Annotated in this window: 15 protein-coding genes; 5 read left to right on the top strand and 10 right to left on the bottom strand. The window is 39.3% G+C overall.

Annotated elements, in window-relative coordinates; genetic code table 11:
- Positions 1-14 precede the first annotated feature (14 nt).
- The 5 genes from rbsD to JI666_RS12940 all read right to left on the bottom strand — a co-directional run bounded on the left by rbsD (position 15) and on the right by JI666_RS12940 (position 4,757).
- Positions 15-407, bottom strand: coding sequence for a D-ribose pyranase (gene rbsD, locus JI666_RS12920; RefSeq protein WP_206892386.1), 393 nt, complete (start codon positions 405-407; stop codon positions 15-17).
- On the bottom strand, positions 404-1,291 hold the full coding sequence (gene rbsK / locus JI666_RS12925; protein ID WP_206892387.1) for a ribokinase: 888 nt from the start codon (positions 1,289-1,291) through the stop codon (positions 404-406). Before rbsK ends, rbsD begins: the two co-directional genes overlap by 4 nt.
- A gap of 1 nt (position 1,292) precedes the next feature.
- Positions 1,293-2,273 (bottom strand): LacI family DNA-binding transcriptional regulator, encoded by a 981-nt coding sequence (locus JI666_RS12930; protein WP_206892388.1) that lies wholly within the window; start codon positions 2,271-2,273, stop codon positions 1,293-1,295.
- A 72-nt stretch (positions 2,274-2,345) separates the two neighbouring features.
- On the bottom strand, positions 2,346-3,173 hold the full coding sequence (nei, locus tag JI666_RS12935) for an endonuclease VIII (RefSeq protein WP_206892389.1): 828 nt from the start codon (positions 3,171-3,173) through the stop codon (positions 2,346-2,348).
- A gap of 111 nt (positions 3,174-3,284) precedes the next feature.
- On the bottom strand, positions 3,285-4,757 hold the full coding sequence (locus JI666_RS12940; RefSeq protein ID WP_206892390.1) for a potassium/proton antiporter: 1,473 nt from the start codon (positions 4,755-4,757) through the stop codon (positions 3,285-3,287).
- Positions 4,758-5,199: 442 nt separating this feature from the next.
- Here JI666_RS12940 and JI666_RS12945 point away from each other — a divergent pair, with 442 nt between their 5' ends.
- Complete coding sequence (locus JI666_RS12945; RefSeq protein WP_206892391.1) at positions 5,200-5,772, top strand: thioredoxin family protein; 573 nt, start codon at positions 5,200-5,202, stop codon at positions 5,770-5,772.
- Positions 5,773-5,958: 186 nt separating this feature from the next.
- Entirely contained in the window at positions 5,959-6,768 is an 810-nt protein-coding gene (locus tag JI666_RS12950; protein ID WP_206892392.1) for a ZIP family metal transporter, read from the top strand.
- A 336-nt stretch (positions 6,769-7,104) separates the two neighbouring features.
- On the opposite strand, the gene JI666_RS12955 is transcribed toward JI666_RS12950, so the two are convergent.
- The 3 genes from JI666_RS12955 to JI666_RS12965 form a co-directional block, all read right to left on the bottom strand.
- Positions 7,105-7,467 (bottom strand): hypothetical protein, encoded by a 363-nt coding sequence (locus JI666_RS12955; RefSeq protein WP_206892393.1) that lies wholly within the window; start codon positions 7,465-7,467, stop codon positions 7,105-7,107.
- Positions 7,468-7,591: 124 nt separating this feature from the next.
- Entirely contained in the window at positions 7,592-9,172 is a 1,581-nt protein-coding gene (locus JI666_RS12960) for a BCCT family transporter (RefSeq protein WP_206892394.1), read from the bottom strand.
- 235 nt (positions 9,173-9,407) lie between these two features.
- Positions 9,408-9,644, bottom strand: coding sequence for a hypothetical protein (locus JI666_RS12965; protein WP_206892395.1), 237 nt, complete (start codon positions 9,642-9,644; stop codon positions 9,408-9,410).
- A gap of 236 nt (positions 9,645-9,880) precedes the next feature.
- On the opposite strand from JI666_RS12965, the gene JI666_RS12970 reads away from it, so the two are divergent.
- Positions 9,881-10,675, top strand: a complete 795-nt coding sequence (locus tag JI666_RS12970) for a transporter substrate-binding domain-containing protein (protein ID WP_206892606.1) — start codon at positions 9,881-9,883, stop codon at positions 10,673-10,675.
- 37 nt (positions 10,676-10,712) lie between these two features.
- Here JI666_RS12970 and JI666_RS12975 read toward each other — a convergent pair whose 3' ends face one another.
- The gene (locus tag JI666_RS12975) at positions 10,713-11,132 is read right to left on the bottom strand and encodes an organic hydroperoxide resistance protein (RefSeq protein ID WP_206892398.1); all 420 of its coding nucleotides are present in this window, start codon (positions 11,130-11,132) and stop codon (positions 10,713-10,715) included.
- A gap of 176 nt (positions 11,133-11,308) precedes the next feature.
- Between JI666_RS12975 and JI666_RS12980 the strand changes: the two genes are divergently transcribed.
- Complete coding sequence (locus JI666_RS12980; RefSeq protein WP_206892400.1) at positions 11,309-11,836, top strand: cysteine hydrolase family protein; 528 nt, start codon at positions 11,309-11,311, stop codon at positions 11,834-11,836.
- Positions 11,837-11,869: 33 nt separating this feature from the next.
- Here JI666_RS12980 and JI666_RS12985 read toward each other — a convergent pair whose 3' ends face one another.
- Entirely contained in the window at positions 11,870-12,553 is a 684-nt protein-coding gene (locus tag JI666_RS12985; protein WP_206892402.1) for an HAD family hydrolase, read from the bottom strand.
- A gap of 176 nt (positions 12,554-12,729) precedes the next feature.
- On the opposite strand from JI666_RS12985, the gene JI666_RS12990 reads away from it, so the two are divergent.
- Entirely contained in the window at positions 12,730-13,536 is an 807-nt protein-coding gene (locus tag JI666_RS12990; RefSeq protein WP_206892403.1) for a GNAT family N-acetyltransferase, read from the top strand.
- The last annotated feature ends 22 nt before the right edge of the window (positions 13,537-13,558 follow it).

Raw genomic sequence — 13,558 nt, forward strand, 5'->3', positions numbered from 1 at the left:
GTCGTTCACCTCTTTTAAAAGATTACACCTGCGTGAAGAATGCAGTTGGCAAATGGGGTCATCTCACCTGTTCGAATGATAACTTTGGCTTCTTTTGTTTGTTCCTTAAATGCTTCATGTGTAAGATAGCTTGTTGGAATGTTACTCAGACAATGCTTAAGTTCCTTATTTACCTCTACATTCGTTTCAACTTCTTCAGCAAGCGTGACTTGTTCAACGACCATTTCATCGAGCAGTTCACTTACCACTTCGATGAAGGATGGCGTGCCGGGTTTTAACGAAAGATCAATTCTTGGTACACCTGTTGGCACTGGAAGTCCGGCATCAGCGATCACAATTTGATCTGTATGACCGAGATCTGCAAGTACTTTTGCTATATGACTATTGAGCATACCTCTTTTTTTCATTCCGAAATCATCCTTTCTACCTCATCACGAGTTGGCATACCACCTTGTGCTCCAAAACCGGTAACAGATAGTGAAGCAGCACGATTTCCAAATGTTATGCTTTCAACAATTCCTTTTCCTTCAGCAATGGCTGTACCAAATGCTGCATTAAATGTGTCTCCAGCTCCTGTTGTATCAACAGCTTCAACTTTAAAAGAAGGAACAAGTACTTCTTTCACACCATCAAAATAACGAACTCCTGCTGCGCCTTCTGTAATCAATACTTTCTCAGGGAATGCCTTTAATGCATCATTGATCGGTTGATTATTAAAAAGAATTGTTGCTTCATTCTCATTTGGTGTAATGTACGTAGCATTCTCAATAACCTTTGTTGAAATTTCGCGAGCTGGGGCAGGATTTAGTAAAAGTGGTACATTTACCTTTTTGCAAAGCTCTGCAACATACTCAACCGTTTCTTCTGGAATTTCCTGTTGAATCATAACAAGCTCACACTCTTTAATTAGCTCTAAAGCTTTATCAATATAAGTGGGTGTTACGTGATCATTTGCTCCTTTGACAACCACAATACTGTTGTCACCTTCTGCTAGAATGATATGAGCGGTACCGGTCTCACCTGTAACCGGTTCCACATAATCGGTATTTACATTATTCTCAGCAAAATTAGCTAGAATTGCTTTCCCATGAGCATCATCACCTACACAACCAATCATATAAACCTCTGCTCCAAGGCGTGCTGCAGCAACGGCTTGATTTGCTCCTTTACCTCCTGGTACGGTTTTAAATGATTCACCAAGTACGGTCTCACCTGCACCAGGACGCTTCTCGGAAGTAACCACAAGATCCATCGATGAACTACCGATGACTGCTACCTTTGCTTTACGCATTTTAATCAACCTTTCTTGTCGTATTTCGTTCAATTAATGAAACAGGGAGTTGAATCGCTTCATCAATTCCTTGTTCCTTTTTAATCATTCGTATTAGAAGCTTCGCGGCTTCTTTACCCATCTCATAAGCAGGTTGTCTAATTGTAGACAACGATGGATAGGATAAGCTACTAAGCGGAATATCATCGAAACCAATAATCTGAAGCTCGTCTGGAATGCTTTTACCGAGTCGAAGGGCTTCATGTAGAATAGCAATGCCAACGATATCATTACTTGCAATAACACCATCCGTTTCCGGATGTTTTGCGAAAAGCTCCTCAGCCCATGTTTTAGCATCTTCAAAGGCATACGAAGTCGTTCCGAGTACTGAGAAGTCAACCGCTGCTTTGCTGAGTTCTGCAAGTGCTCCTTGAAAACGGTCTTGAGCAGGCTGAACATGTGCAGGGCCCTTAATAAGAGTAATTTTCGTTGAGCCTCTGTCAATTAGTGCCTTGGCAGCCATTCGTCCACCTTCCCTTCCGTCTGCAAACACAGAAGGATGGTGCTTGGATGTGCGATCCAAGAAAACCACCGGTAAATCGATATTTTCGTAGTTCTCACGATCCGTATTGTTCGTTGCGGAGATCATACCAACCACGTGATTCTGTACAAATGTTTGAATATAATCAAGCTCTTTGCTAGCTTCCTCATCACTATTACCGAGCAATAATCGGAAACCTGCCTGATTAACTTCATCCTCTACCCCACGTGCAAGCTGAGGGAAGAATGGATTTGTAATATCAGGGAGCAATAAGCCAATCAGTCTGGACTCTCGCTTATAGAGGGAACGAGCTACTTCATTGGGACTGTAATTCAAGCGCTCAATTGTTTCCGTTACGCGTTTTCTCGTTTCAACTCCAACGTACCCGTTATCGTTCAAAACACGTGATACAGTAGCAACTGATACTCCCGCTTCCTTTGCTACCTCTCGTATTGTAGCCATTAGCTTCCCTCCTCCCTTTTGTGTAACCGGTTACATATAAACTACCATACTCTAAAATGCGATTGCAATGTTTTATTTTAATTTAGCCTGACATGTTGGACAATAATAGAGTCTCCTCGACCCTGCTTTAATCTTTTGAATCTCAGTTCCATCAATTCGACAAGGCTGTGCTTCGCGGTTAAAGACCCAATGCCTGTACTCACGGCGTGATTGTCCCTTATCCTTTAATTTCATTGCAAGATCTAAATTATTTGTAATGCCATTATGTTTATAAGATTGCTTCACTAGTGTTATCGTTGCCTCTGCCGCCCTCTCTAGTTGTTCCTCTGAGCAATCAATGGGGCGATAATCTGGATGAATACCAGCTAAAAAAAGAATCTCGCTTCGCAAATAATTGCCAATTCCACCAATGAAAGACTGATCAAGTAAAAGTGAAGTCCATTTCTTCTTAGAGAATGCTTTTGATTGAAATCGTTCCTTCAATTGTTCCTCTGTCACTTCTTCACTTAGTAAATCAGGACCTACCTTAGCTATAAAAGGATGAAGTGGAACTTCTTCATCTCTTAACACTTCAATATCAGAGGCACTATAAAGAAGCGCAGACTTTTTCTCATTATGTAGAGCAAGACGAAGTTGTCGGTTGGTTTTCGGGTAATTATACGCATTTCGAACATACCACTTACCATAAAGCTGATTATGAGAATAGATTGTATATCCATTGTTGAAACGGATTAGCATAGCCTTCCCTTTCGTTTCAACTTTGACCACACTTGCTCCCTCTAGAATAGATTCATACCCTTTCAGCTCTCCAAACGCAAAAAACGCATCCAACACAGTTCCTTTTTTTAACGCCTTCTCTACTTGGTCAGCTGCTCTTCTTATTTCTGGACCTTCTGGCATCGCTAAGACCTTCTTTCCATTTAATTGATAACTTTAAATTCCCTAACGACATACAGGTTAAACGAACGAAGGGGCCCTCTAAAGAGACCCCTTTATTCATTACCTATACTATTAACCACCTATTGTTTTTCGAATCCCTAGCACTTTTTCCAATTCTGATCTCTTCTGGTTTTCCACAAGAATGTAAAGAACATCGTTTACCTTGATTTTCGTATCACCTGAAGGTGCGATCAGTTCATCTTTACGAATAATGGCACTCACAAGAGCTTTGTCAGGAAAAGATATGTCAGATAGTTCTTCTCCAATCAGTTTAGAAGAAGAGGTAATCGTATACGGAATCATCTCTGCATTGACCGTCGTTGACGAAACAAGTTCAAGTGAATGAGATGGAATATGAACATCGGGACCAGTCAGCCCAAGACGTTTTGCTATATAAGGTATGGTAGCGCCCTGAAATAAGGCTGAAGTCATTACAATGAAAAAGATTAAATTAAAGAATAATTGACTATTTTCAAGTCCCTCTAATAATGGAAAAGTAGCAAGTACGATCGGTACGGCTCCCCTTAGTCCAGCCCATGAGAGAAACGCCTTTTCTTTAAGCGTAAATTTAAAAGGAAGACTTGAGAGGAAAACAGCTATTGGACGAGCGACAAATATAAGAATCAGTGATAAAGCCAAACCTTTTAATACAATTCCAGTCGATAACAATTCTGAAGGAAAAACAAGAAGACCGAGCATAATGAACATAAGAATTTGCATCATCCATGCAATTCCATCATGAAAACGGAAAATCGTCTGTCCGTATGGAAGACTCTTCGTATTCCCTAGCACAAGTGCAGCAGCATAAACAGCTAGCAGACCGCTGGCGTTAACAAGATCCGTCATGCTATATGTAAACAATGCAATTGCTATGGAAAATACAGGATATAAGCCGTTTGGACCAAGGTCAATACTCTTCATTGCCCAAGATGCAGCATATCCAAAAAGAACGCCTAAGAGAAGACCCGCACCCATCTGCCAGAAGAAGGATAGAAAAATGGATGCTCCAAAGGTTTCTTCTCCTATGGCGAGTTGAAGGAGAGAAAGGGTTAAAAACATCGCCATAGGATCATTCGAACCTGATTCAGCCTCAAGCGTCGATTGAAGTTTGCGCTTAATATTTTTATCTTTCAAAACAGCAAACACGGCCGCAGCATCAGTTGAACCAACAATAGCTCCAAGAAGGAGCGCTTCATTCCAAGTTACCTCAAGAAGCGATTTAGCTGCTACACCAAATAAACCTGCCGTGATCAGTACCCCTGCTGTTGCTAGCGATAAAGAAATTGGAAGAACGGCTTTTGTTCTGCGCCATTCAGTTTGTAAACCGCCATCGAATAAAATAAGAACAAGTGCTAAAATGCCAAGTGATTGAGTGAGCGAGGCATTATCGAAGTAAATAAACCCAAAACCATCACTACCAAACAACATACCTACGATAATAAAAAGAACAAGTGCAGGAACCCCTAATCGTGACGAGAATTTCGCCATCATCACGCCACCAATTAAAAATAATGCACTAAATAATATGACTGTATTTGTTTCCATTTATCTTGCCCCTTCTATAAATTCACATCAATCTTCAGTTTGGGAATTTCTTGCGATTTTATTCCAATATATTTAAGCGTTTCATTACGAGTAGCATGGCCATAAATTTCCTGTATTAACGATACTATCACCCTTTGTTGAAACGAATGAAAGATCCATTTTTCAATACATCAGCAAAAGTAAGGCGTATTATGGAAGCAAGTCATCATAATTTGACCTATATAATTGCGCTTTTTAAATGTAGAAATGTTGGTCTTACTAAGTAATGACGCGACGTAATTCGCAAGTACACCTCCACTTTATGTGACTAAATTGTATCACAGCAACGAATAGGTAACTAAGAATGTGTACCGATCTTACAAAATGACGCGATTCTAGAAAGGATTTCGCTTCCCTTTCGTAGTATAATAATAAGTAACGAACCAAAATAGGAGGGGTCTTCATGAATCTAGCAGAGTGGTTTGAACAGGGGTTGTCAAAGCAGCAATATATTCATACTATGGATGAGCACCGAGACGATTTATTAACTATCCACAATCACTTTCAACTTGAAAAATCCGATCTTGAATTTCTTCACTCTCTTCAATCAGAACGTATCCGTGCACTAATATTGACTGCTGATTGGTGCGGAGATGCTATGGTGAACCTTCCTATCTTTATGAGACTGGCTGATGAAGCAATAATCGAAAGTAAGTATTTTAACCGTGATGATAACCTTGAGCTAATGGATCATTATCTTACGAACGGTACTTCTAGATCGATTCCAATCATTATACTAATTGATCAAAATGGAACAGAAATTGGAAACTGGGGACCAAGAGCTCCTCAAGTTCAGTCATACGTTGACAAAGCTAAACAGGAATTACCACCTAAAGGTGATCCAGAATTCAAAAAAGCTTTTCTTTCATTTATTAGTGAAACGACGGAACGTTTTACGACAGACATCGGCATGTGGACGCACATTAAAGACGACATGATTACAATGATGAAACAGTCGGTCACAGTAACGAAATAGTCAAACTTGTACAGCTCGGCATTTGCCGGGCTTTTTTTGATGGCCTTTTGTCCGTTTAAACCGAACGTTCCTCTCATTTGACAGTCGAACTTAGTCGATTTACACTTGATTGTATAGATTTTTCCTTAAGGCAAAAAATATGATGATAGGAAATAATAGATTAAAAATGAGAAGGAGAGGTTACCCGTGGGTGATTGGATCGTAGAATTAAGTCCTGTCTGGCAGGCATTTATATTTACACTATTTACATGGGGAGCTACTGCTTTAGGTGCATCATTCGTGTTCTTCACAAGGACAGTCAACCAAAAAGTATTTGATGGGATGCTCGCTTTCGCTGGTGGTGTTATGATTGCAGCAAGCTTCTGGTCCCTCTTGAGCCCAGGTATTGAAATGGCAGAACAACAAGGTGTCCCAGGTTATATACCTGCAGTTGTTGGATTTCTATTAGGAGGATTTTTCCTCTTGTTGGTGGACAAGATACTTCCTCATATTAACGAAGATTTGTACTTTAAAGACATTAAAGATAAAAAAGCAAAGCACCGTACTGCTATGCTTGTATTCTCAATTACGATGCATAATATTCCTGAAGGACTGGCTATTGGTGTTGCCTTCGGTGCAGTTGCTGCAGATTTCTCAACGTCAACTCTAGCAGGCGCTATCGCACTGGCTATTGGTATTGGTATTCAGAATATCCCTGAAGGAACGGCAGTGGCCGTCCCTCTACGAGGAGATGGCATGTCAAAGGGAAAAAGTTTCTTCTATGGACAACTTTCAGGGATCGTCGAACCAATTGCTGCAGTAGTTGGAGCCCTAGCCGTCATCTATATTCAGCCATTGCTTCCATATGCACTAAGCTTTGCAGCAGGTGCTATGATTTTCGTCGTAGCGAAAGAAATTATTCCTGGTTCACAAGAGAAAGGTAACGTGCAGATCGCTTCAATCTCACTAATGATTGGTTTCTCTGTTATGATGGTTCTCGATGTGGCACTTGGATAAAATTAAAAGAGGCTGGGACATAAGTAAATAACCATGAGAAAGACCCGAACAATTCATTTGAATCAGATCGGGTCTTTCGTAATTTACAGATAGGAAACATCCGCTTCGCCAACATACTTCGCTTTCCGCGGGCACGGCCTCAGTCTCCTCAGAAAGCAAAAAACGCTTTCCTGCGGGGTCTTCGGACTCGTGCTGTTCCCGCAGGAGTCTACGTATGTTGGCTACGCTAAGGTCTTACTCTTAACTTTCAAAATTCGCGATTTCCTTCATGTATTTTAGTTTTGTCCCAGCCTCGTTTTGTGTCATAAGCTCACTACTCATACCGGTTTTAAGTCATCACATCATATAAAACGCATAGCGATAAATACCATAATAGAGAGGAATAAGCATAAGGATTGAAAAGACAACCGTCGTTGCTTTAACCGTTGTTTCACTAAGTCCCTCAATCTTTTCGTCGCTATGATCAATGAACATAACAAAAATGAAATCCCACAGAATCCCTACAAAAAAGACAATCTTCCAGACGAGTGCAACACCAATTGGTATGCCAGTTACATATCCAAACAAGCCAGTCCAAGTCATAACAGAAACGACGAAATCAATTTTCATCGCTACTGTTTTGTACTTTCCTTTTAGTAAGAAACCGATAGCTGGCGCACCTAGTAAGCCAAGATACGCAATCCATAAGATATCAGACATTCTCAATCCTCTTTCTTTATTCAGACAAACTTCCGCTAAAAACCATTTATCTAGCTAATAGTTTACATTAAAGTGAATTCACATCGAAACATTATATACTATATTGACCAATATAATCCTTTTATTAAGAGGAATGTTGTTGGTCATGTCTGTTTGATGAATCGTTTAACTTCCTTAATAAGTTTCTTTCCTTTTTCACTTCATATGCCTTCATTTCCTGACGAACAGATTTAAAAAGGTTCAAACACATTACAATTAAGATCACAGTGAAAGGTAAAGCTGCAACGAGCGATGCTGTTTGAAGTCCTTGTAATCCACTACTAATAATAAGAACAGCAGAGATCGCTGCAATAAGAGTCCCCCATACTAGTTTTGAGAAAAGAGTGGGATTTAAATCTCCATCCGACGTCATCATCCCAAGTACAAATGTAGCCGAATCAGCAGATGTCACAAGGAATACGCAAATAAGAAAAATGGATAAGGTGGAAAGGATTCTTGTTAATGGAAAGTGTTCCAGTGTGACGAATAATGCACTTGTGACATCATTATTCACGGCGTCTGCAATCGATGTTCCCTGAAACAAGTCAAGATGGAATGCAGCCCCTCCGAATACCGCAATCCATACCATTGCAATAAAAGGGGGAACAATTAATACACCAAAAATCATTTCCCGAATCGAGCGACCTTTTGATACTCGGGCAACGAAAGCTCCTATAAATGGTGACCATGCAATCACCCACGCCCAATAGAAAACCGTCCACTCTTTAACCCACGTTCCACCCTTATATGGCGTCATATAGAAACTCATTTCAATGAATTTCTGAATATAACCACCAATAGCTAGAGTGAAGCTCTCAAGAATAAATACTGTAGGTCCAAGAAAGAGAACAAACAGCATTAAAAGTAGGGCTAACGCTAAATTCAAATTACTTAAGTATTTAATTCCTTTATTTAACCCAGTCGTTGATGATGACATATAAAGAATAAATAAGATCACCGTAATACCAATTTGAACCCATGCATTCTGTGGTAGTCCATACATGTAATCAAGCCCACCGTTAATTTGAAGAATTCCGAACCCGAGCGATGTAGCAACTCCCATAACAGTTGCAATCACAGCTAGAATATTAATAAATGTTTTCCAAGGAATTCTTTTATTATTATTTGTTTTAGTGGAAATTGTCTCACTAATCAAGCTTCTGCGATCTTTCCGATATTGGAAATAAGCCATCACAAGACCGACAACGGTAAAGACCGACCACTGATGAACTCCCCAGTGGAAAAAGGAATAGCGCATGGCTAGCTTAGCTGCCTGCTCTGTTTCTCCTTTAACTCCAAATCCAGCCGGTGGATTTGCGAAATGTGTCATCGGCTCTGCGACACCCCAGAAGACAAGACCTACCCCAAATCCTGCGCTAAAAAGCATACCAATCCATGTAAAAAATGGATATTCAGGCTTTTCCCCTTCTTTACTAAGACGTATTTTACCGTATTTACTAACCGCAAGATAAAAACAGAAAAGAACAAAAAAGATAACGGCTAATAAATAAAACCATCCAAATGCATTTGTAGTAAATGTGTAAACTGAATTCGCAACAGATGCAAACGATTTTGGAACAACAGCTCCCCAAATCACTAGCAACAAAATGATGATAGCTGAAACCCAGAAAACTGGATTACTACTCTGAATTTTGTTTGCTTTCATAGACTTCTCCTTTCCGATCGTAAAACACATGAATTTCCTATTCCAATCATTTCTTACTAGATTTTATTCGTATATCTAGTACCCTCCTTCTTTCTGAATTAACCAAAATATTCCGTTATATAATTTAACTTTAATAAAAAGGTATGTATCGCTCTATTAACTCAAAAAAAACCGACTACATGAGTCGATTTCAAAAAGCACTTTTTCATTTTAAACCCCGTTATATTCTTTTCAATCATACTTCCAAATGGAGATTTTGTTTTGGAAGAGTGGGACGGGAATTCAATTTCAAAGTTGGGTCTCCAAATTCCATCGATTCAAGAATTTGTTCTTCTGAGAATCCAGTCATTTGTGAAATTTGACGAATATCTACTTTCTTCTTCGAAAGACGCTTAGACGACTGCACCGCCGATTGTGTCTGATAGTGCACCACTGAGTAACGGTGCGCAAAGGATCCTACAGAATGCTTCACAGCTCCATTCCCCTTTCACTATTGGTTAACCTGAACTCGTCCGAATTAACAGGATTACCGTTCCGATTCCCCTTCTTCAATAAACTAAACTGGGTAATCTGTCGGAAGATATAGGATTGAAGCTGTGTGTATTAGTTGCAAACCCTCTCTATTTCTTGCTATCGTAATGTTCGGCGAAAAAGGAGGAATATTCATTGAAAAAATCTCGAATAGGATTGTCACTCATTCTAGTTGTTATGATCGTACTTACAGCATGTACCTCAAACAACTCTCAAGAGAAAACAACAGCTTGGGGAATTATTCAAAAGGAAGGCACAATTGAGGTGGCTACTTCTGGTACACTGTATCCCACTTCATACCATGAACAAGAAACAAATGACCTAACCGGTTTTGATGTGGAAATTGTAAAAGAAGTAGCGAACCGTTTGGATTTAAACGTAGACTTTGTTGAAATGGGTTTCGATGGCATGCTAACAGCTGTGCAAACAGGTAAAGTGGATCTGGCTGCTAACGATATCGGAATCACGGAAGAACGGAAAGAGAAATTTGCACTCTCTACACCTTATAAATTTTCATACGGTACGGCAATTGTTAGAAAAGACGATTTATCAGGAATAGAATCAATTAATGATTTAGAAGGAAAAAAAGCAGCTGGTGCTGCAACAACTAACTTTATGAAACTAGCTAAGAAAAAAGGCGCCGAAGAAGTTATTTATGATAATGCTACAAATGAACAATATCTAAGAGACGTTGAAACTGGTCGCACCGATGTCATATTAAATGATGTTTATCTACAACGCCTAGCCTTAGCTGCATTTCCAGAACTAGACCTAACAATTCATCCAGATATTCAGTACATGCCAAGTGAAGGCGGTCTACTGATGAACAAAGAAAATGAACAATTAATTAAAGAAGTAAACAAAGTGATTAACAATATGCTAGAGGACGGAACAATTAGCGATTTATCAAAAGAATTCTTTAACGGAGCTGATGTAACCGAGCTCCCCGAGAATATTGAATTTCAGAAATAATAAGAAAAACCACACCAGTGAGGTGTGGTTTTCTGCTTTATACAGCTTTTGTATTAATTTCTACGTCTACGTTGCCTCTAGTTGCTTTGGAGTAAGGACAAACTTGGTGAGCTTCTTTCGTAAGCATCTCGGCGTCTTCCTGGCTTACTCCGTTAATTTCAACAGTAAGTGTTACACCAATCTTGAAGCCATTGTCCGACTCATCTTTCAATAAGCTAACATCGGCGGTTGTTTTCGAGTTAATATCTTTTTTCTTCTTACTTGCTACAAGATTTAATGCGCCATCATAACAAGCAGAATAAGCGGCAGCAAATAACTGTTCAGGATTGGAACCAGTTTCATCAGTTTTATCAGTTGGCATGACAAGATTGAAATCAATTAAACCATCTGAAGATTTTACTGTACCTTGACGTCCACCTTCTGCAGTTGCCTGGGAAGTAAATAATACGTTACTCATTGAATACCATCTCCTTCTAATTTGCATACATCTGAATTGTACCCGTTCCTTATCTGTTCTTAAACATCGCAGAGTGCAAATCTATTTTTCATTCTATAAAAAGATTGATTTCCTTAAACTAAGGAAGTATCATAAAGTAAAAGAGAACATTCGTTCTATATTTTAAGGGGGATTTTATGACTAAATCTGCATTGCTTATTATCGATGTTCAGAACGGTATGTTTCGAAGAGGATCATCGGTCTTTAATGATGCCAAACTGCTTTATAACCTTAAAAAGATTACTGCTTCTGCAAAAGCTGAACGTATGCCCATTTTCTATATTCAACATGAAACAATAGGAAAGCAACTCGATCGACATAGCGCTGAGTGGCAGCTCCACCCTTTCTTTAAAGTTGAAAAAGACGATGAGTTAATTTATAAAACAACCCCTGACTCTTTTTATCGAACCGCTCTTGAAGAAAAGCTTCAAGAAAAACAAATACAGCATCTTGTCATCTCAGGAATTCAAACAGAAGTATGTGTAGATACAACGTGCCGAAGTGCCTTCAGTAAAGGGTTTACCACAAGTCTGATTCTGGATGCACATAGTACGTGGAGTACTTCTACGCTTACAGCTAAACAAGTTATCCAACATCATAACCATACCCTACAGTGGTTTACAAACATGCTGTCATCTGATGAATTTGTAGAAAGACCTAGGTAATAAATTCTGACATATGATGTTAGAATCTCGTTTTTACGAATGCATCTTTTTGCATTGAGCTTTCCACTCATCTAGAACTAGAAGAATATCTAGTAAAGAATGAACAGAAGCACTCTCTTCCCCTTCACTAACCTGATCACCTTTTTTCCAGATCGTTTTTAATCCCGCAGACTTTGCGCCAATGATATCATTCTCATGATGATCCCCAACATATACAGCTTCATCTGGTTGAACATTCAGTCGTCCAAGAGCTCGTCGAAAGATCTCAGGATCAGGCTTCTTCACACCTTCTTCCTGTGAAATATGGACTGAATCAAAATGACCTTCAATTCCAAGGGCCTGAAGATTTTTCAACTGAAAATCGGTTCTTCCATTAGAAATAAGTCCCATTAAGTAATTTTGATTTTCTAATGAGAGCAATAGATCCCTCAACCCTTCATAAGGAATACAATGGAATTGGAAAAATTCAAGGTAATCGTCTAGTAATTCATCCGATGTAATGGCTAACTGATATTCTTCCACAAGTTGCTTATATACCTCATCTTTCCATCTATACCCATTGTTATCTAGTTCAATAAAACGAGCGCAATAATCAGATTCATCTACCATTTCTAATTCCTTCGATAGCCTTTTATACTGATCATTTATGAACTTTTCCACAGATGCTATCCTGTTTAGCAGCGTCCCATCCAAATCAAATAGTACGGCTTTTATCATAAACTCCAGTCCTTTCGCCAAACCCTATCCTTTACTTTCCTTGTTCATACAGTGAATTCCTGTTTTCGACTTCTACTTGCCTATCGATCTTAATTAGAATAAATTTTCTAAATCTATTTACTTTTATGATAGCTTCTGTAAAATAGTTTCTTAGAATCATGAAGGGGGAGATCAGGTTGATACGAAGATTGACGGAAGAAGATCATAATGAGTGCCTTTCTTTATTAACACCTTATGCTGCAGAAAATTTATTTATCATAGGTGACATCGAAGCCTTCGGGTATGATCAACCTTTCCAAAAGCTATGGGGTGACTTCACAGAGAATAACGAGCTGCGGGCAGTTCTTCTTAAATACGAAAGAAATTATATTCCATATGCACCTGGTGAATTCGATGCTAAAGGTTTCGCTGAAGTTATTTCACAAGATAGTGAATTCCTCATGATGTCCGGAATTAAACGAGTAACGAGCCAAATTCAACCACACATTTCACATCAACTTCGCTCTAGTAGAGAATTATTTTATGCGAAATGTGACAGCGTTGAAGCTCTCGCACTCGATGACCTACAAAAAGTGCAAACTGCTACCTTAGAAGATCTTGAGAAGATTCATACACTCCATCAGGGAATTGATGAATTTGAAACCGGTGAAACCTTAGAAGAAAAACGACGCAATCAGGAAAAAGGCGTGTCGAGGACTTATTATATTGAACAGGATGGCAAGCCCGTTTCAGCTGCTTCCACCGCCGCAGAAAATTCAGAGTCCGCTATGGTCGTTGGTGTATGCACACTTGTAGACTACAAACGAAAAGGCTTTGCAACACAATGTACCAGCAAGCTCTGTTATGACGTTCTATCTGAAGGGAAAGTCCTATGCCTGTTCTACGATAACCCAGAAGCTGGTACGATCTATAAGCGAATTGGATTTCGTGATATCGAGAAGTGGATGATGGTTTCTTATGAAACACAATCAGTCATAGTTTAACAATGAGGTCCTCTTAAACAGG

The organism is Bacillus sp. NTK071 (assembly GCF_017303315.1).
Taxonomy (GTDB): Bacteria; Bacillota; Bacilli; order Bacillales; family Guptibacillaceae; genus Guptibacillus.

Coding starts and splice junctions, on each gene's coding strand:
- JI666_RS12955 (WP_206892393.1), bottom strand. CDS start 7,467: ATGTCTGATATCTTATGGATTGCGTATCTTGGCTTACTAGGTGCGCCA.
- JI666_RS12985 (WP_206892402.1), bottom strand. CDS start 12,553: ATGATAAAAGCCGTACTATTTGATTTGGATGGGACGCTGCTAAACAGG.
- JI666_RS12930 (WP_206892388.1), bottom strand. CDS start 2,273: ATGGCTACAATACGAGAGGTAGCAAAGGAAGCGGGAGTATCAGTTGCT.
- JI666_RS12945 (WP_206892391.1), top strand. CDS start 5,200: ATGAATCTAGCAGAGTGGTTTGAACAGGGGTTGTCAAAGCAGCAATAT.
- rbsD (WP_206892386.1), bottom strand. CDS start 407: ATGAAAAAAAGAGGTATGCTCAATAGTCATATAGCAAAAGTACTTGCA.
- JI666_RS12960 (WP_206892394.1), bottom strand. CDS start 9,172: ATGAAAGCAAACAAAATTCAGAGTAGTAATCCAGTTTTCTGGGTTTCA.
- JI666_RS12975 (WP_206892398.1), bottom strand. CDS start 11,132: ATGAGTAACGTATTATTTACTTCCCAGGCAACTGCAGAAGGTGGACGT.
- JI666_RS12980 (WP_206892400.1), top strand. CDS start 11,309: ATGACTAAATCTGCATTGCTTATTATCGATGTTCAGAACGGTATGTTT.
- JI666_RS12940 (WP_206892390.1), bottom strand. CDS start 4,757: ATGGAAACAAATACAGTCATATTATTTAGTGCATTATTTTTAATTGGT.
- JI666_RS12970 (WP_206892606.1), top strand. CDS start 9,881: ATGATCGTACTTACAGCATGTACCTCAAACAACTCTCAAGAGAAAACA.
- rbsK (WP_206892387.1), bottom strand. CDS start 1,291: ATGCGTAAAGCAAAGGTAGCAGTCATCGGTAGTTCATCGATGGATCTT.
- nei (WP_206892389.1), bottom strand. CDS start 3,173: ATGCCAGAAGGTCCAGAAATAAGAAGAGCAGCTGACCAAGTAGAGAAG.